The sequence below is a fragment of the Paraburkholderia silvatlantica genome, assembly GCF_003096715.1.
GTDB lineage: Bacteria > Pseudomonadota > Gammaproteobacteria > Burkholderiales > Burkholderiaceae > Paraburkholderia > Paraburkholderia silvatlantica.
Genome location: NZ_QEOL01000009.1, coordinates 142,184 through 160,044 on the forward strand (window position 1 = coordinate 142,184; position 17,861 = coordinate 160,044).

The 17,861-nt window shown below is 63.4% G+C and carries 14 protein-coding genes and 1 pseudogene; 9 read left to right on the plus strand and 6 right to left on the minus strand.

Annotated elements, in window-relative coordinates; genetic code table 11:
• The first annotated feature begins 53 nt into the window (after positions 1-53).
• Positions 54-791: a transglycosylase SLT domain-containing protein gene (locus C7411_RS14545; protein WP_110384977.1), complete on the plus strand. Its 738-nt coding sequence runs from the start codon at positions 54-56 to the stop codon at positions 789-791.
• Between the two features lie 212 nt (positions 792-1,003).
• Here C7411_RS14545 and C7411_RS14550 read toward each other — a convergent pair whose 3' ends face one another.
• Positions 1,004-1,951, minus strand: coding sequence for a ProQ/FINO family protein (locus C7411_RS14550; protein WP_110384978.1), 948 nt, complete (start codon positions 1,949-1,951; stop codon positions 1,004-1,006).
• Positions 1,952-2,161: 210 nt separating this feature from the next.
• Between C7411_RS14550 and C7411_RS14555 the strand changes: the two genes are divergently transcribed.
• Positions 2,162-2,938, plus strand: coding sequence for an SDR family oxidoreductase (locus tag C7411_RS14555; protein WP_110384979.1), 777 nt, complete (start codon positions 2,162-2,164; stop codon positions 2,936-2,938).
• A 114-nt stretch (positions 2,939-3,052) separates the two neighbouring features.
• Here C7411_RS14555 and C7411_RS14560 read toward each other — a convergent pair whose 3' ends face one another.
• Together C7411_RS14560 and C7411_RS14565 are read right to left on the minus strand one after the other, a co-directional pair.
• Positions 3,053-4,141 carry an OpgC domain-containing protein gene (locus tag C7411_RS14560; RefSeq protein WP_110384980.1) on the minus strand — a complete coding sequence of 363 codons (1,089 nt, stop codon included), beginning with the start codon at positions 4,139-4,141 and terminating at the stop codon, positions 3,053-3,055.
• A 1,036-nt stretch (positions 4,142-5,177) separates the two neighbouring features.
• Positions 5,178-6,191: a LysR family transcriptional regulator gene (locus C7411_RS14565; protein WP_110384981.1), complete on the minus strand. Its 1,014-nt coding sequence runs from the start codon at positions 6,189-6,191 to the stop codon at positions 5,178-5,180.
• A gap of 459 nt (positions 6,192-6,650) precedes the next feature.
• On the opposite strand from C7411_RS14565, the gene pqqA reads away from it, so the two are divergent.
• The 6 genes from pqqA (at position 6,651) to C7411_RS14595 (ending at position 11,792) form a co-directional block, all read left to right on the plus strand.
• Positions 6,651-6,722, plus strand: coding sequence for a pyrroloquinoline quinone precursor peptide PqqA (gene pqqA, locus C7411_RS14570; RefSeq protein WP_110385066.1), 72 nt, complete (start codon positions 6,651-6,653; stop codon positions 6,720-6,722).
• Between the two features lie 89 nt (positions 6,723-6,811).
• On the plus strand, positions 6,812-7,723 hold the full coding sequence (gene pqqB / locus C7411_RS14575) for a pyrroloquinoline quinone biosynthesis protein PqqB (RefSeq protein ID WP_110384982.1): 912 nt from the start codon (positions 6,812-6,814) through the stop codon (positions 7,721-7,723).
• 54 nt (positions 7,724-7,777) lie between these two features.
• A complete protein-coding gene (pqqC, locus tag C7411_RS14580; RefSeq protein WP_110384983.1) occupies positions 7,778-8,530 on the plus strand; it encodes a pyrroloquinoline-quinone synthase PqqC in 753 nt (250 codons plus the stop codon).
• Entirely contained in the window at positions 8,527-8,802 is a 276-nt protein-coding gene (gene pqqD, locus C7411_RS14585; protein WP_110384984.1) for a pyrroloquinoline quinone biosynthesis peptide chaperone PqqD, read from the plus strand. The genes pqqC and pqqD overlap by 4 nt, the downstream gene beginning before the upstream one ends.
• The gene (gene pqqE / locus C7411_RS14590; protein ID WP_110384985.1) at positions 8,774-9,976 is read left to right on the plus strand and encodes a pyrroloquinoline quinone biosynthesis protein PqqE; all 1,203 of its coding nucleotides are present in this window, start codon (positions 8,774-8,776) and stop codon (positions 9,974-9,976) included. Before pqqD ends, pqqE begins: the two co-directional genes overlap by 29 nt.
• Positions 9,942-11,792, plus strand: coding sequence for a S9 family peptidase (locus C7411_RS14595; RefSeq protein ID WP_110384986.1), 1,851 nt, complete (start codon positions 9,942-9,944; stop codon positions 11,790-11,792). The genes pqqE and C7411_RS14595 overlap by 35 nt, the downstream gene beginning before the upstream one ends.
• A gap of 136 nt (positions 11,793-11,928) precedes the next feature.
• Here the strand turns inward: C7411_RS14595 and C7411_RS14600 are convergent, their stop codons facing one another.
• Positions 11,929-14,379 (minus strand): glucose/quinate/shikimate family membrane-bound PQQ-dependent dehydrogenase, encoded by a 2,451-nt coding sequence (locus C7411_RS14600; protein WP_110384987.1) that lies wholly within the window; start codon positions 14,377-14,379, stop codon positions 11,929-11,931.
• Between the two features lie 163 nt (positions 14,380-14,542).
• Positions 14,543-15,646, minus strand: coding sequence for a porin (locus tag C7411_RS14605; RefSeq protein ID WP_110384988.1), 1,104 nt, complete (start codon positions 15,644-15,646; stop codon positions 14,543-14,545).
• A 600-nt stretch (positions 15,647-16,246) separates the two neighbouring features.
• Here C7411_RS14605 and C7411_RS14610 point away from each other — a divergent pair.
• The gene (locus tag C7411_RS14610; protein WP_110384989.1) at positions 16,247-17,464 is read left to right on the plus strand and encodes an SAM-dependent methyltransferase; all 1,218 of its coding nucleotides are present in this window, start codon (positions 16,247-16,249) and stop codon (positions 17,462-17,464) included.
• A 94-nt stretch (positions 17,465-17,558) separates the two neighbouring features.
• Here the strand turns inward: C7411_RS14610 and C7411_RS14615 are convergent.
• Positions 17,559-17,807 (minus strand): annotated as a pseudogene (locus C7411_RS14615) (LysR substrate-binding domain-containing protein); the annotation flags it as partial.
• Positions 17,808-17,861 lie beyond the last annotated feature (54 nt).

Sequence of the window (17,861 nt, forward strand, 5' to 3'; positions counted from 1 at the left end):
CATTAATCGGGGCCGGTTATACTTGCGCCTTCTTGTTCTCCTATGCACCGGCCATGAGGCAGTTACTCTGCCTGCTCGTCCTGTTGCCGGGCCTCGTGCAAACCGCGGCCGCGCAGGCGCAGCAGCAGGCGAGCGCAAGCGACATCGTCAGCGCATCGGTTGCGAGCGCGGTTGCGCCTGCGAGTTCCGGCGCAACGTCCCGCGCGGTTTCGAAATACCTCACGCAAAAGTTCGGTATCGCGAAAGAGAAAGCCGCGCAAATCTCGCAAGCCGTCACGGGCGCCGCCGAGAAATATTCGCTGCCGCCTGCGGTGCTGCTCGCCATCATCTCGATCGAGTCGCGCTTTCGCGAGAGGGCGCGCGGCGCGAACGGCGCGACCGGACTCATGCAGGTTGTGCCGTCGGCGCATCGCAATCTCCTGCACAACAAGGATCTCACCGATCCCGAGGTCAACATCGACGTGGGCTCGTCGATCCTCTATGGCTACCAGCGGGCCGCCGGCGGCGACCTCAACGCCGCGATGAAGAACTATGGCGGCTCGAAGGCCTATGCGGAAAAGATCCGTACGCGCGCCGTGGAATTCAGCCGGGTGCTCGATACCGCTAGCGCGCCTGCCGCAAGCGATGCGCCGGCGGCCGCCGGACTGGCGGCTTCGGCGGCCTCCGCCTTTGCGGCTGCGGCGGCAACGGCCGCGATCGGCGCGTCCGCGCCTGCCGCTGCACCCTCCGCGATATCGGCGGCGTCCGCGCAGGCGGCCGTGCAAGGCGCGGCTTCGGCCAACGCGCACTAACACCGTTTCCTGCTTCGCTCAGACGGCCTTGCGTGGGATCGGCGGTCATGCTGCGTGCATCGAAAGCACCCGGGATCACGATACGAAGGCCGACGCGAGCGCCGAAGGTTGCGTGCGCATCGATCGGCAGCGGTTCGCCAGACGTGCGAACGCCCCTCTCGCGGCGCTGCTGCGAGAGGGGCGTTCGAAGGTGCAACTTCCGGCGCGCGGGCTCAGGCGCCGCTTGCGGGCATCGCGCCGTTTTCGGGTTGCTGTAGTGCGGCTTCCGGCGCGCTGGACGGGGCTTGCGGCTCTGCGCTCCGGGCTTCGGGCTGGGGCGCGGCTTCGGCCTTGGCCTCAGCCTTCACTTCGGCCTTGGCCTCGGGCTGGGTCTTGCCCGCTTCGCGCGCCTTGGCTTGCGCCTCGGCCTTGGCCTTCTGACGCGCAAGCGCCGCATTTGCGCGGCCGACGTGCGACGGATCGATGCCCGGGCCTTCCGAGGCCGTGCCGTCGAGCTCGTAGCGCGAGCCGCCTGCGGCCACACGCTCGTGATAGCGCGGATGGTTCACATGGCGCTTGAGCACGGCGACGATCATCGTGCGCTCGTACTCGGGGTGACGCGCGACGAGATCCTCGGCCACGCCGATCTTGAGCGGCAAACGGTCGCGGAAAGCCGGATAGTGCTTCGCGAACACGTTCCAGACTGTGTTGAGCTGTCGATTGCGCTCGATGCGCGCCTTTTCGGCCTCGCTCAAAGGCGCGGCCGGCGGCTGCTGGGGACGCGCCGGACGGCGGCGCTGTTGCCCCGAACGCTCGCCCGCCTCCGGCCCGCGTGCCGGCTTCGGCTGCTGCGGCCGGCGTGGCTGCTGGGCGCGCTGTCCCTGCTCCCCCTGATTCTGTTCCTGCGCTCTCGCGCCCTGAGGCCGGCCGTGGCGCGAGCGCGCACGCTCGTCCTTGCCGCCCGCCGCGCCAGCAGCCGCCGAACCCTCTCTCGGCGCACGCGGGCCCTTCGGGGCGTGCGAGCCGCCATGGCCCTTCGCGCCCTTGTGAGCGGGCTTGCCTTGCGATTTTTGCGCCTGTTCTTCGGCGGGCTGGCTTACGCTGCCCCCCATGCTCTTCTTGATCTCAAGAAGACCTTCCTTGAAGCTCAGGGTACGGCGTTGTTGCGATGCGGCTTTCACGTCCAGATCTCTTCCATATGGAACCGGACGCTATGATACCGAAAACGCGGCCGACCCAACCGGGCAATCGCTTGCCACAGCCGGTTTTGGGTCCGCCATCGCGCGCCGCGCCACGACACGCATCCGTGCGGCGCGCGGCAAAATCCCTCGAATTCCTTGCGTCAACACCTTGCGCGCGCAAGGATCGCATCCTTTTTTCATCAAAACACCATGACGATTTCGACATCCGCCCCCCGTTTCGCCATTCGCGCCATCGTGACCGGTCATACGCGCGGGCTGGGTGAGGCGCTCGCGCAATTGCTGCTGCAACGGGACATCGAGGTGCTCGGCCTCGGCCGCGGCGCGCATGCGGAACTGGCTTCCCGCCATCCACAGCGGTTCTCCCAGGCGGTCGTGGACCTCGCCGATCCCACCGCACTCGAACGCTGGCTGGCGGGCGGCACGCTCGATGCGTTCGCGCTCGGCGCACAGTGCGTGCTGCTCTTCAACAATGCGGGCACTGTCGAGCCCATTGCGCCGCTCGGTGCGCAGGACCCGCTCGCCATTGCGCGCGCCGTAACGCTCAACGTGGCAGCGCCGCTGATGCTCGCCAATGCGCTTGCCGCCGCGCCTGCGCTAGGCGCTGGCGCGTCTCGCCGCATCGTGCATATTTCGAGCGGCGCCGGGCGCAACGCGTATGCGGGCTGGAGCGTGTATTGCGCGACCAAGGCCGCGCTCGACCACCACGCGCGCGCCATCGCGCTCGACGCGCCAACCGGCGTGCGCATTTGCAGCATCGCGCCAGGCGTGATCGACACCGGCATGCAGGAGACGATCCGCGCGACGAGCGTCGACCAGTTCCCCATGCGCGAGCGCTTCGAACAGCTCAAGCAGAACGGTTTGCTGTCCACGCCCGAATCGGCCGCCCGGCAATTGATCGACTATGCGCTGAGCGAGGCGTTCGGATCAGCGCCCGTCACGGACGTGCGCGAACTCGGCAACGCGTGAGCGCCTGGTGCATTGGACGCACCTTGGACCCACCTTGAAGGCACCTTGACGGCACTTTGAACGCACCCACATGGCTCCCGCAAACCCCCACCTTTGAATCGTCGCCGTCGCGCCTCACGTGAGCGCGACGCGCGGCCGTACCGCTTTCAGGCGACGCATGCCACCCGCGAGCACGAGCAATGCGCCGACCGCGAGCACATCGCCCGCGAGCCGTGCGGGCAAGGAAGCCGTCACATGCGTCGCACGCAGCAGCGTGTCGATGACGTTTGAAGCCACCGCGCCCCCCACGAAACAGACGAGGCCCTGCTGCCCCACGGTGACGACGGCCGGCAGACGGTGCGCAAGCCACGCTATCCAGCCCTTGCGCACCGCCTGCGCGGCGAGCCAGGCCACGGCGGCGAAGTTCACGATGCGCAAACTCGCGAGATTCTGCTTCATGTAGCCGGGCTGAGGGTCCAGATTCGCGAACAACTGGATGAACGCGAACGTGGCGACGAGCAACAGCGCAAACGCCGTCAAGGCGCAGCCCGTCCACGAGATCTGGAACGCGCGCGACACCGGATAGATGCGGCACAGCAGGCCCAGCATGAACATGGCCTGCCACGCAAACGGGTTGAACGGCCAACTGGCGCCGGGCGCGGCAGGCAGATAACCCGCGAGCCAGCACCCGCCGAACCACAGCACGAAGCTGCCGACGAGCGCGAGATCGGGCGAGCGGCGCGCAAGCGGCATCACGAATGGCAGGAGCATCACGAGCACGATGTACATGGGCAGCACGCCAGCCAGATAGGGCTGGTCGCGAAAGACCGCGATATTGGCGAGCATCGTGAACGGCTGCGCGGCGAAGCGCAGATAACCCGACTCTGCGACGAGCGGCGAGTCCACCCGCAGCATCACCGCAACGGCGCCCGAAAGCAGCATGAGCGCAGCGGTGCACAGGTAGGCGGCGTAGATCTCGCGCCCGCGACGCCAGAAGCGCCGGTTGGCCGCACCCTCGCCCTTTCGCCCGGCAATGGCGAGCCAACTCGCCGCACATACATAGCCGCTCACGAACACGAAGACTTCCGCGGAGTCGCAGAACGCGAAGTTGTGCAGCATCGCATGCGAAAGCACGCTGGAAGGAATGTGATCGAGCGCGATGGAAATCAACGCGAAACCCCGGAAAAAGTCGATTTCGATCGATCGCTTCGCTGCCTGACTCATTGGTGACGACTCCCATTCGTGTCGAAGATTACGATTGAAGGGGTGCAAGATCCCGATTCGATGAAGCTGTCAGCTTGATGGATCTTTTTGTAAGGATGCCTGATCGATTCGTTGCCGCACACGCTACGCATGAAAGGGTTCCGTAAAAGGCTGCGCCGCAGCGCCACCTCGCCATGCGACTTTAATGCCAGCTCGACGCGAAATGGGGCTGCGTAACCCATGGTAAGCATTTCGCGCGCTTGACGCTTCCACGCAATCGCGCACGCACGCCCGGACGGTGCGCGCCATGCACAGCGAGCCAGCGCTTTCCCTTTTCTGGTGCCACATCCCGTGCTTTCACGTCTGCGCCATCCCGACATTTCGGCCGTCGTGCCGCGCGGAAAGGCGCGCGAAAGCATGCATGTTCCCTTTACTCGCGTCATGGCGAGTTGACGCCGGGCCGCGCCAAGGGTTCCGGAAAAATTCAGATGTTTCGCGCCCGTGATGGCAAAAATAAAAACTGCCAGAAACGCCCACGGAGGAACCACGGTTTTGAAGGCGGCACGTAAGTGTCAAAACGGTATTATCGAGCGGCTCACAGCGGGAATAGAAAAGAAAAAGTGTCAGCGAAATTGGGGCAAGAGTCGAAGCAACCCGCCTTTTTGCATGTGATGCACCTGTTCGCAAACCGCAAGGATCCGGCGAACTGTCTCGGCAGCCAAGTCGTCAACGCCGGCTTCACCCAGGCGCTTGTACCAACGCGTCAATCGACCGGAGCAGCAGCAAAACCCGCGAGCGAGGTTTCGATCACAACGACAAACGGTCCGCTTCGACCCTGTCAGCCTCGCAAGCTTTCCAGTTCCAACTGCTTCGTCATGCTGTCTATCGATGTCGTCCGGGCGACGCCCTCCGCGCGCTCCTCCAGCTTTCTCTGTCACGACAACACTTCATCGCCGCACGGTTGTTCCGCTCTGCGCATCTAGCTCGTGCGGAAAGATAGGTAACTATAAGAAATAGCGTGACAGTCGCAGACAACGGACCGGCTAAGAACACAAGTCTATGCTGCCACGTGCCGGCTAGTTCCCATCTGTCCTGTTACGAACACTTTGCCATGGTGCGCAAGCTGCACAGGCTCAAGACTTCTTCCCAAGTTCTCTAGAAGTTCGTGGTCGCGTGCAAGGGAACGGTGAAAGTGCTCTTGCAGGAAATGGATCCAATCCCGTGTCTTCACGTTCAGGTATTTTCGCGACGCGTAAATCGCGTAGATATCCTTTCGTTGTAAAACAAATTCGGGAAGAACGCGGACTAGCGAGCCATCTAGTAGCCCGTCCTTGGCGACGTGAGCCGGTACAACGCCAATCCCCATGTTTTCGCGAATCGCGACGACAAGTGAATCTGGAATATTGACCTTTACGGATCCGGCGACGGGAATCGTCACCTTTTCATCACCGCGTTCCAGCTGCCATTCATGATCCCGGAACGTGGGAATGCTCAGGAGGAGACATTCATGTCTTGCCAGATCGGAAGGTTCAACCGGTAATCTGAAGCGTCTTATGTATTCTGGCGAAGCACATAGCACGCTGTAGGTTGATCCTAAGCAGATGGCATGGCATTCCGAATCCGGCAGCGTGTTCGCTCCAACGATGGCAACGTCTGTCTTGCCGTCGTAGATATCCGGCATCGTCTGCGCAAGCGTTAGATCGAAGCTTACTTTCGGATTTAGCTGGCGATAGAGTGCTACGGCGGGAAGGACGTAGTGTTGAGCTAAGCCCGCAGAACTTTTGATATGTAAAGTTCCAGTCGAACTCCCCTGCGCAAATGCGAGATCCTGAGCCGCGGAATCAATTTCCCCAAGAACGAGCAGGCATGTTGCCAGATATCGTTGACCGGCACTGGTCAACGCTTGCTTTCGCGTGCTCCGGACCAACAACCTTACTTCGAGGTGCGCTTCGAGTTCGGTGATAGTCCGCGACACTCCCCCAACCGTGGCACCCATCGAGTTTGCGGCCCTGGTAAAGTTTCCAGTTTCGGCGACACAAACGAACACTCGCATGGCGTGAACCAGGTCCATCCACTCATCCTTTACATAGCAAATTCAATAGTGCTCCAGGAAGGGAAATATTTGTGCTTCCCCCTCTCCTCAGCAATCTAGCTCACTCTCGTAATTTCGAAAAATACGAATTCGATCTGACCGCGATCGGCGATACTTATGACCTTGGCCAGTGAACGGCCGTTCTCGTAACGGTGTCCGCGTGTCCTGAGTTACGGGGCAACTCCGACAAACTCGTCCAACTTCTCTACTCGCGCGGACACCGCGCGACGTTTCATACGTTTGTTCGCTGTCCATGAAACGACACTTCTGGCGGAATTTTGATACGATGCGTTCGTCGCCGGCTTCGGCCGCTGTATCCGGAACTGGCAGACGAGAGGCACTACACGGCATTGATGCCGTTCGTTGCCCGGGGTGCGGCAGCCGCACTATCGGCCCCCTCTTCAGCTCAGTGTTTGAAAGATGACAGGAGAAATGTTTATGTGGACCAAGCCTGCTTATACCGATCTGCGTCTCGGTTTTGAAATCACGATGTACATCGCGAACCGCTGATCCTTGCACCCGCGAGTTGCCCCAAAGCCTCGGATTACCGGGGCTTTTTTCTTCCGCACACGAATTTCATCCGCCATCGTCGAACACGCATGCACATTCAAATTCTTGGATCGGCCGCAGGCGGCGGTTTCCCGCAATGGAACTGCAACTGCGCGAACTGCGCGGGCTTTCGCAACGGCAGCGTCAACGCGCTTGCCCGAACCCAGTCGTCGATCGCGCTGTCGGACAACGGCACGACCTGGGTGATCTGCAACGCGTCGCCCGACATTCGAGCCCAACTGCAGGGCTTCGCGCCGATGCAGCCCGGCCGTGCGCTGCGCGACACCGGCATCGGCGCGATCGTGCTGATGGACAGCCAGATCGATCACACTACCGGCCTTCTGAGCCTGCGCGAAGGCTGTCCGCTCGATGTCTGGTGCACCGACATGGTGTACGAGGACCTGACGACCGGCTTTCCGCTTTTCAACATGCTCAAGCACTGGAACGGCGGTCTGAACCGGCAGCGGATCGAGCCGGGGCAAAGTTTCACGATTTCCGCTTGCGCCGGGCTGCGCTTCACGCCGCTCACGCTGCGCAGCGCGGCGCCGCCCTACTCGCCGCACCGTCACGACCCGCATCCGGGCGACAATATCGGCCTGATCGTCGAGGACGTTCGCACCGGCGGCAAGCTTTTCTACGCCCCCGGTCTGGGTGAAGCGGACGCCGCGCTGCTGCGCCACATTGAGGATGCCGACTGCCTGCTGGTCGACGGCACGCTCTGGACCGACGACGAGATGCTGCGTCGCGGCGTCGGCACCCGCACCGCACGCGAGATGGGCCATCTCGCGCAGAGCGGGCAAGGCGGTATGCTGGAACTCCTCGAATGCTTGCCACGGCCGCGCAAGGTGCTCATCCACATCAACAACACCAATCCGATCCTTGACGAGGATTCGCCCGAGCGTGCCGAGCTGAAACGCCGCGGCATCGAAGTCGCGTTCGACGGCATGAGTCTTGTCCTCTGAGACAGGCAGCAATCGCGCCCTGTCATAACCGATCCTGTTTCCCGGAGCCCCTCAATGAACCAACCGGCTCTCTCTCCAGAGCAGTTCGAGCAGGCATTGCGCGCCAAGGGCGCGTACTACCACATCCACCATCCGTATCACGTCGCGATGTACGAAGGGCGCGCGACACGCGAGCAGATCCAGGGCTGGGTCGCCAACCGCTTCTACTACCAGGTCAATATCCCGATGAAGGACGCGGCGATTCTCGCCAACTGCCCCGACCGCGAGGTGCGCCGACAATGGATCCAGCGTCTGCTAGACCATGACGGCGCGCCCGGCGAGGACGGCGGAATCGAGGCGTGGCTGCGGCTTGGCGAGGCGGTCGGCCTGGACCCCGACCAGTTGCGCTCGCAGGAGCTGGTGCTGCCCGGCGTGCGCTTCGCGGTGGACGCCTACGTCAACTTCGCGCGGCGCGCCTCATGGCAGGAAGCGGCTAGCAGCTCGCTCACGGAACTTTTCGCGCCGCAGATTCACCAGTCGCGGCTCGATAGCTGGCCGCAGCATTACCCGTGGATCGACCCGCGCGGCTACGAGTATTTCCGCTCGCGCCTCGGCCAGGCGCGCCGCGACGTCGAGCACGGCCTGCAGATCACGCTCGCGCACTACACGACGTACGATAGCCAGCAGCGCATGCTGGAGATCCTCCAGTTCAAGCTGGACATCCTGTGGACTATGCTGGATGCGATGTCGATGGCTTATGAACTGCACCGGCCGCCGTACCACACGGTCACCGACCAGCGCGCCTGGCACAGGGGGATCGCACTATGAGCTTCGATCGCACCCTTGTCCCGGCCTGGCGCCGCGGTTATCGTTTCCAGTTCGAGCCGGCGCAGAACGCCCACGTCCTGCTCTACCCGGAGGGCATGATCAAACTGAACGAGAGTGCGGCCGCCATTGGCTCGCTGATCGACGGCCAGCGCAGCGTTGCCGAAATCGTCGAGCTGCTCGACCAGCAATACCCCGGCGTTCCCGAACTGGGCGAGGACGTCGAACAGTTCATGGAGGTCGCGCATGCAAAGCACTGGATCGAACTCGCCTGACGAAGCTGCCGCACAACCGCGACAAGCGCAACAGCAAGCGCTGCCGTCCGGCGAGGAGAAGATCGGGCTGCCCCTGTGGCTACTCGCCGAACTGACTTACCGCTGCCCGCTGCAATGCCCCTACTGCTCGAACCCGCTGGACTTCGCGCGTCAAGGCGCCGAGCTAGGCACCGACGAGTGGCTGAGGGTAATTTCGGAAGCACGCCAGCTAGGCGCTGCGCAAATCGGCTTTTCGGGCGGCGAACCGTTGGTACGCGCGGATCTGGCGGACCTGATCGGCGAGTCGCGCCGGCTTGGCTATTACACGAACCTGATCACGTCCGGCATCGGGCTGACTGAGCAGAAGATCGCGGACTTCCAGCGCGCAGGGCTCGATCACATCCAGATCAGCTTTCAGTCCAGCGACGAGCAGGTCAACAACATGCTCGCCGGGTCGAGCAAGGCCTTTGCGCAAAAGCTCGCGATGGCGCGCGCCGTGAAGGCGCACGACTATCCGATGGTGCTCAACTTCGTCACCCACAGGCATAACATCGATCACATCGACAGGATCATCGAGCTGTGCATCGCGCTCGAGGCCGATTTCGTTGAACTGGCCACGTGCCAGTTCTACGGCTGGGCCTACCTGAACCGCGAGGGCCTGTTGCCAACCCGGGAGCAGCTCGAACGTGCCGAGCGCGTCACAAACGAATACCGCGATCGGCTCGCCGCCGAAGGCCACCCGTGCAAGCTCATCTTCGTGATGCCCGACTATTACGAGGAGCGGCCCAAGCCGTGCATGAGCGGCTGGGGCAGCCTGTTCCTGACGGTCACGCCCGACGGCACCGCCCTGCCCTGTCATGGCGCGAGGCAGTTGCCGATCGCGTTCCCCAACGTGCGCGATCACGATCTGCGCCATATCTGGTACGAGTCGTTCGGTTTCAACCGTTTCCGGGGTCGCGACTGGATGCCGGAGCCGTGCCGGTCGTGCAGTGAAAAGGACAAGGATTTCGGCGGCTGCCGTTGCCAGGCGTTCATGCTGACGGGCGATGCCGCCAATGCCGATCCGGTGTGCGGAAAGTCGCCGCATCACGGCCTGATCGTCGACGCACGCAACGAGGCGCTGCACGCCATCCAACCCATTCAGCAGCTCGTGTTCCGCAATGACAAGAACTCCTGCCGCATTTCCGGCACCTGAACGGCTTTCGGCACGCGACGCGGTTGTCGCAGGCCGGGACTTTGTCGAGCTCGCGGCCGGCCACGGCGGTCTTTTCTGGAACGAATACGATCCCGCCACCGGTACCTGCGGCATCTGGCACTGGCGAGAAGGCGCGCTCACGCGCGTCACTGCGGACGGGTTCAGTGTACGCAGCCGGGTGTACGAGTATGGCGGCGGCGCGTTCTGCGTCGCCAACGACGCCGTGGTGTTCGTCAATGACAGCGACCAGCAGCTCTACCGTCTGGCGCTCGACGGCAGCGTGCCGCAGCCGCTCACGCGCGGCGGCCACCGTTATGGCGGCCTCCGGTACGGGCACGGACGGATTCTCGCGGTCGAGGAGGACCACGACACGCACCGGCTCGTGTCGATCGGCGTGGCTGACGGCGTGCGTACGGTACTTGCCGAAGGCGCGGACTTCTACGCAGCGCCTGCGCTGAGCGAAGATGGGCGGCGCATCGCATGGGTCGAGTGGCAGCGCCCGCATCAGCCGTGGACTTCGACCGTACTCAAGAGCATGACACTCGATGACGGGGGGCAGGGTTCTGCTCCGCGCGTCGTAGCGGGCAGCGATGACGAAGAGTCGTTGCAGCAGCCGTGCTTCGATGAATCCGGGCACCTCTTCTGTCTCACCGACCGAGCAGATTTCTGGCAGCCCTGGCAGGAGCATGCAGATGGCCTCGAGCCCTTGCCCGCCGCCGCTGCCGACCATGCGTCCGCGCCATGGCAACTGGCCCAACAAAGCTGGTTGCCGCTCGGCGGCGGCGCCTCGCTCGGAAGTTGGCTCGAAGACGGCTTTGGCGTGCTTGGCTACCGCGACGGCAATGGCCGCGTGCACCGGCTTGCGGCGCATTACAGCCGCTTTCGCAACCTCGCGGTGGACGCCGGGCATTTCTATTGCGTGGCGGCCTCGCCGGACTGCCCTGCCGCCGTGCTGGCGATACGCCGCGACGATCACCACGTCGAGGTGCTCGCCAGCGTCGCGCCCCCGCTGTCAGCCGATAGCTGCGTGCGGCCGCAGCCGCTCTGCTACCCGAGCAGCGGCGCTCAAGTGAACGGCTTTTTCTATCCGCCCGCGAGCGGCGCCGCGCGCGCGCCGCTCGTCGTGTTTGTGCATGGCGGCCCGACCTCGGCCTGCTATCCGGTATTCGACCCACGCATTCAGTTCTGGACCCAGCGCGGATTTGCGGTGGCCGACCTCAACTACCGCGGCAGCACTGGCTACGGCCGCAGGTACCGGCAGGCGCTGCATCTGAACTGGGGAGTGGTGGATGTCGACGATGCGTGTGCTGCTGTCGGTCATCTCGCTGCCAGGGGCCTCGCCGATCCCGACCGCGCGTTCATTCGCGGCAGCAGCGCGGGCGGCTACACGACGCTATGTGCGCTGGCGTTTCGCGACGTGTTCCGGGGTGGCGCGAGCCTGTACGGCGTCAGCGATCCGGTCGCGCTGGCCCGCGTCACGCACAAGTTCGAAGCCGACTATATCGACTGGCTGATCGGCGACCCGACGGCCGACCATGAGCGCTTTCACGACCGCACGCCGGTGCTGCACGCCGACCGTATTCGCGTGCCCGTCGCATTCTTCCAGGGGGAGCTGGACGCTGTCGTCGTGCCCGAGCAGACACGCAGCATGGTCAACGCGCTGAAGGCTAATGGCATTGCGGTCGAAGCGCATTACTACGCCGACGAGCGCCATGGCTTTCGCAAGGCCGGGAACCAGGCACATGCGTTGCAGGCCGAATATGCGTTCTACTGCCGGATACTCGAACCGCCGGAACAATCCGCGAGCGGGATTTGAAGATCGGCAAACTGTTCTGCAAGCCACGAACCGTGATGCCCCGGCTGCCGCGCGCCGCCCACCATTGAATCAAGAAAACGGGCGGCGCGCAGCGGGGCAATGCGCCTCGCTGGGCGCTGGCGAAGTAAGAGCCGTGTTACTGAGGCAGCGCGTACGCGATCACGTAGTCGCCAAGCTTCGTGCCGAATGAGCCGTGCCCGCCTGCGGCGATCACGACGTACTGCCGGCCGTTGATGGAGTAGCTCATCGGTGTGGCCTGGCCGCCTGCCGGCAGGCGCGCTTCCCAGAGCTGCTTGCCGGTGTTCACATCGAACGCACGGATAAAGTTGTCCGCGGTCGCTCCGATGAACGCGACGCCGCCCGCCGTGACCATCGGGCCGCCCAGCATCGGCATGCCCATCTTGAACGGCAGCGGAATCGGCGAGCTGTCACGCACGGTGCCGATACGTTTCTTCCACACGATTTCGTTGGTTTTCAGGTCGACCGCCGAGATGTAGCCCCATGCCGGCTGCTTGCACGGCAGGCCGAACGGCGAGAGGAACGGATTCAGCGTCACGCCGAACGGCACGCCATACTGCGGCTGGATGCCCGACTCCGTACCACTGCCCTTGGCGCCAGCCCGCGGCTCCATCGGATTGCCCGCACCGCGCGCAACCAGCCGCGAAACGAACGGCAGCGCGATCGGGTTTGCGATGGCGATCTGGCGGTCGGTGTCGACAGCAATGCCGCCCCACTCGAACATGCCGAGATTGCCCGGGAACACGAGGGTGCCTTGCAGCGACGGCGGCGTGAACGTGCCTTCATAGCGCAGCTTGTGGAACATCACGCGGCACACGAGCTGGTCGTACATCGTCGCGCCCCACATGTCCGCGTCCGTGAGCAGCTTCTTCGGGCGGAACGTGAGTTCAGAGAACGGCTGTGTCGGCGAGACGTGATCGCCAGGCGCCGCGCCTTGTGGCACCGGCAATTCGGGTGCGGGCACGACGGGCTCGCCGGTGCGGCGGTCCAGTACGAACAGGTTGCCGGTCTTCGCGGGCGCGTACACGACCGGCACGGTCTTGCCGTCCTTGTCGGTGATGTCCGCGAGCGTCGGCTGCGAAGGCATGTCCATGTCCCACAGGTCATGGTGCGCGGTCTGATAGAACCAGGCGAGCTTGCCCGTCGACGCGTGCAGGGCGAGCAGGCCACTCGCGTAGCGCTCCATCACTGGCGTGCGGTCGCCGCCCCAGATGTCCGGCGTCTTCACGCCCATCGGCAGATAGACGATGTCGAGCTTCGTATCGTAGGCGGCGGGCGCCCACGAATTCGGCGAGTTCCACGTGTAGTGTTCGCCCGCGCCCGGAATCTTGTTCGGGTCCGGCGCGCCCGGATCGAACGCCCACAGCAACTCGCCCGTGCGCACGTCGAAGCCGCGGATCACCCCCGAGGGTTCGCGGTTCGAGAAGTTGTCCTCGACCGCGCCGGCAACAATGATCACCTTGCCCGTAATCACCGGCGGCGACGTCGGCTCGTACATGCCGGGCGTGGTGACCGGCTGCGCGTGCTGCAAGTCGAGGCTGCCGTCGTCGCCGAAGCCCGCGCAGCGTTCGCCCGTCAGCGCGTCGAGCGCGTAAAGGTGGCCATCGTTGACCGGCAGATAGATGCGGCGCGTGCAGGCGCCGTTCGCAACGGTCGCTACGAGACCGCTACCGGGCGCAACGGCTTGCGGAGCCGACGCAGCAGTGGGTTCGCTTGCGGCGGCAGCAACGCCGGCGGTCGACGCGTTGGCCGAGAGATCGACATACGACACGCCTCGGCAGGTCACGTGCTGGAAGGACGGATCGGGCTGAAGCTTCGGATCGAACTTCCACTTGAGCTCGCCCGTCTGCGCATCCAGCGCGAAGAGCTTCTGATGTGGCGAGCACAGGTAGAGCAGATTGCCGATCTTGATCGGCGTAACTTCGTCGGTGATCTCGACCGGATCGTTCGGGCCTTTCATGTCGCCGGTGCGGAACGTCCAGGCCACCTGCAGGTTCTTCACGTTATCCGGCGTGATGGCCTGCAACGGCGAGTAGCGCGTGCCCTCCTGGTCGCGGCCATACGCGGGCCAGTCGGACGGCGCGATGCCGTCGACGTGCGCCGCGGGAGTGCCATTCGACGCGCTCAGCGTGCCGTTGACCGTCTGCGGATCGTTGAAGCAGGCATAGACGAGCACGCCCGCCCAGATCACGAGCGCGCCGACGAGCGAACTCACGCCGAGCTTCTTCGCGCCTTCGAGTCGCCAGCTCACGAGCAGCAGCAGCCACACGCCGAACACGACGAGCACGCCGGAGCGCGGCGCGAGCGCCCAGAAGTCAGAACCCGACTCCCACAACGACCAGATCGCGGTGCCGACCAGCACGAGCGCGTAGAGCACCAGCGCGGACGAACTCCGGCGGTACAGCATCCACGTCACGCCGAGCAGTACAACGCCGGTGACGACGTAGTACGCCGATCCGCCTAGCGAGAGCAGGTACGCACCGCCTATCAGCAGATAGAGCGCAGTGAGCGCGGTGAAGAGTAGTGTGATGACGCCGATGAATCCCGGCGATGTCGATTGTCTGGACATGTTGATCTCAACTTTCTTTTGAGGACGCCAGGCGCATCGCCTGTCACGCGATGCCTGCGGCGCAGGCGCGCCGGCGCGACCGCCGGCGAGTCAACCGGACAGTCCGCTACGCTCGGACTGCCCGGCAATGCGAATAAAACGAACCGCGAAAATGTCCTTTACGTCAGAAGACGTGCATCATCCCGACGTAGGCGCCGGTCTGCGACTCGCCCACATTCGGGCTCGTCGGCGAACTCGAATCGCGTGGCGTGGCGAACACCGAGAAATTGCCGTTCTTGCTGTTGTCCACGTAGGCAACCGTGCCGTACAGGAACGTGCGCGCGCTCAGGTTGTAGGTGGCGCCGAGCGCGTAGAGCATGGCGTGGCTCGCGGGATCGTGCGAAACGTCGCCGCTGCCCTCGCCCACGTGGATGTAAAATCCCGCTGCCGTGACGGCCCACTTGGGCGTGGCCTGGTACGTCGCGCCGAGCCAGTAGTGGTCGGCGGTATCGGACACGCCCGCGGGCGAATCGGGCGCGGAATAATGCGTGTATGCAGCCTGGATCTTGAACTTCTGCACGCGCAGGTTGCCGCCCACGAAGTATTCGCGCGAGGCCGTGAAGATGTTGGAGAAGCGCCCGCTCGAGTCGCGCAGTTCGTCGTAGATGCCGCGCACGTCGAAAAGCGGCGAGTGATACGTGAGCATGATGCCGTCCGAGCGGCCGAACTCGCCTTCGGCGCCCGCATTGAAGTTGCCCGGCTGGTTGCCGAACGAATACTGCCCCTGCACGTCCAGCCCGCGCCACACCGGGCTGTGATATTCGATGTTGTTGCTCGTCTGCTGCCAGTTGCGCCCGCGCACGAGCGAAGCCGACGACACCGCCTGCTGCACGAACGGATCGAATTCCCACACGCCGTCGCTGTCGATAAAGAGATTACGGCCGGCCTGCAACTGCCCCCAGGTCTCATCCTTGATGCCCACATACGCGCGCCGCGAGAACAAACGCCCGCCGCCCGTGGTGCCGTTCATGATCTGCACCGCGGTTTCGAGGGTGAAGATGGCGGCGGTGCCGCCGCCGAGATCCTCGGTGCCCTTGAAGCCGAACATGCTCGTGCCCCAGTCGCCGCCTTCGGCGCTCCAGCGGCTCGATGTGCCGCCGTTGCCATTGGCAATGTGATTCAGATATTCGATGCCGCCGTCCACGCGGCCGTACAGCGTCACGCTCGATTGTGCCGATACAGCCGAACTGGCTGCGAGCAGCACAAATGCTCCCAGTTGATATTTCACGTCTGCTCCCAGGCGGATTCTTATTTCATTGTCCGTGCCGTCCAGGCGCTGCCCGCTCCGCCCGACCAGGCTTGAGCGGGATGCGCAAACGGGCCGATCGACCCGCACCGCGCAGATGCTTCACGCGGCGCCCGGCGGCAACGCAGGAGTGCAATGCGAACCGGCCAGGCACATCGCATCAAAAAAATACAGCGCGTTATCTGGAAAAGTGTTCTCGCCGATTTGCAGCGCGGCGTGACTATAGCAGCCTGCGACAAACTGCGCATTGAAAGTTGCGCAATTGGGCAAAACCCGCACGGGAGAGCGGACCACTGGGGAGGTTCACTCGGGAAGCGCGTCGCACTTCATCGAGGCTGAGCACGGGTTCTTTCATGCCGCAATAGGTTCGGCTTATGACCGCTACATAAATCTGATATTTCCGCTCGTCCACACGTTCAAATAAAGTCTCCGCACCGAAAACGAATTCGCCGGCCTTCTCTGGCCGATGACGCAGGCACTTTTCCTGCACGACTGACGCGTGAAATTTGCATGTGCGTCGGCAGAGGCAGGAGAAATAGTCCGAGGTTGGCTGCATGCCTTCCAATGAAAGGTAGACACCAGATGCCGTGGAAACACAAACTGCAACAGTGGGTAGAAGAAGTACGCAACCAGGCTGAGCTGCCTGCGCGCCTCGTCCTTTGGAGCGGTGAACAGTACGACTTCGGGCGCTTCGTCGCGCCGCAAGTCACGCTGAAGGTCAACGGCCCGTCGGCATTGCCGCTCCTGCTCGAACCGAGTCTCGACAATCTGGGTGAAGCCTATGTGAAGGGCAAGATCGACATTGAAGGCAAGCTCGCCGACATCATCGAGATTGGCTATTCTCTCGCGCGCGGCACGATCACGCGCGCCAGCAAGCTGGCGCGCGTGCGTCGCTACTTTACGCACTCGAGGTCGAGCGACAGGAAAGCCATCCAGTATCACTACGACGTCTCGAACGAATTCTACAAACTGTGGCTCGACGAGAGCATGGTCTATTCATGCGCCTACTTCGAAAACGGCGATGAAGATCTTGCCGCCGCTCAGATCAGGAAGATCGATCACCTCCTCACCAAGATCCAGCTCAAGGAAAACCAGACGCTGCTCGACATCGGCTGTGGATGGGGAGCACTCGTGCTGCGTGCGGCACAGAAGTTCGGCGCGCGCTGCGTAGGCGTAACGCTCTCGCAGAACCAGTTCGACCTTGCTACCGCACGCGTGAAGGCCGCCGGCCTCGAAGACCGCATCGAAATCCGTCTACAGGACTATCGCGACGTGCAGGGCCAGTTCGACCGCATCACAAGCGTCGGCATGTTCGAGCACGTCGGGCGCAAGAACCTGCCCGACTACTTCCGCAAGGTAAGCGACCTGCTCGTCGACGACGGCATTGCCATGAATCACGGCATCACCTCTTCGGATGCCGAAAGTGGCGAGACGGGACTTGGTGGTGGCGAGTTCATCGACCGCTACGTGTTTCCCGATGGAGAACTGCCGCACATCAGTCTCGCGCTCGAGGCGGCACAACGCGGCGGACTTGAAGCGGTCGACGTGGAAAGCCTGCGCCGCCACTACGCGCGCACCCTCGATATCTGGGCGGAGAATTTCGAGGCGTGTGCAGAGGAAGCGAAAAAGCTCGTCGACGACGAGACGTTTCGCATCTGGCGCGTCTATCTGGCGGGCTGCGCGTATGCGTTCGAACACGACGACGTGTCGATCTATCAAATCGTCTGCCGCAAAGCGGGCCGCAGTGCGAAGACATTGCCGTGGTCACGCCGGTATATGTACAACAGCCCCCCGGATTAACGAGTGTCGGCGGCAGTCGAATGCTGCCACCTTGCGCAGACCCGTCCGCGACAAGCATCTGAACCGTCTGGTTTGTCGACCCGTGACCTCGCTGCTAAATCTCCTCGATTTTCCGAAACCGTATCGCAAGAAAATCGATCAATGCGCGAACCGAAGGGAGCAGACCGCGTCTCGACGGAAACACCGCGTGAATAACACCGCTCCTCGGGTGCCACGACGGAACGACGCGAACCAGACTCCCGAGTTTCGACTCGTCAGTCACCATCATGACCGGCAACTGGACGACACCCGCTCCCGCCAAATCAGCCTGCCTCAGAATAACCCGCCCGGAAAAAACAGACCGACCCCTTGCGCCCGGCTGTCACGAATTGCAAAGTGGGCCGCCAATGTCAGGCGC

What these genes read in the sequence shown, in the direction of transcription:
- C7411_RS14555 (WP_110384979.1), top strand. Translation starts at nt 2,162, where the DNA reads ATGACGATTTCGACATCCGCCCCCCGTTTCGCCATTCGCGCCATCGTG.
- C7411_RS14545 (WP_110384977.1), top strand. Translation starts at nt 54, where the DNA reads ATGAGGCAGTTACTCTGCCTGCTCGTCCTGTTGCCGGGCCTCGTGCAA.
- pqqD (WP_110384984.1), top strand. Translation starts at nt 8,527, where the DNA reads ATGAGCTTCGATCGCACCCTTGTCCCGGCCTGGCGCCGCGGTTATCGT.
- C7411_RS14600 (WP_110384987.1), bottom strand. Translation starts at nt 14,379, where the DNA reads ATGTCCAGACAATCGACATCGCCGGGATTCATCGGCGTCATCACACTA.
- C7411_RS14610 (WP_110384989.1), top strand. Translation starts at nt 16,247, where the DNA reads ATGCCGTGGAAACACAAACTGCAACAGTGGGTAGAAGAAGTACGCAAC.
- C7411_RS14595 (WP_110384986.1), top strand. Translation starts at nt 9,942, where the DNA reads ATGACAAGAACTCCTGCCGCATTTCCGGCACCTGAACGGCTTTCGGCA.
- C7411_RS14565 (WP_110384981.1), bottom strand. Translation starts at nt 6,191, where the DNA reads ATGGACCTGGTTCACGCCATGCGAGTGTTCGTTTGTGTCGCCGAAACT.
- pqqC (WP_110384983.1), top strand. Translation starts at nt 7,778, where the DNA reads ATGAACCAACCGGCTCTCTCTCCAGAGCAGTTCGAGCAGGCATTGCGC.
- pqqE (WP_110384985.1), top strand. Translation starts at nt 8,774, where the DNA reads ATGCAAAGCACTGGATCGAACTCGCCTGACGAAGCTGCCGCACAACCG.
- pqqB (WP_110384982.1), top strand. Translation starts at nt 6,812, where the DNA reads ATGCACATTCAAATTCTTGGATCGGCCGCAGGCGGCGGTTTCCCGCAA.
- C7411_RS14560 (WP_110384980.1), bottom strand. Translation starts at nt 4,141, where the DNA reads ATGAGTCAGGCAGCGAAGCGATCGATCGAAATCGACTTTTTCCGGGGT.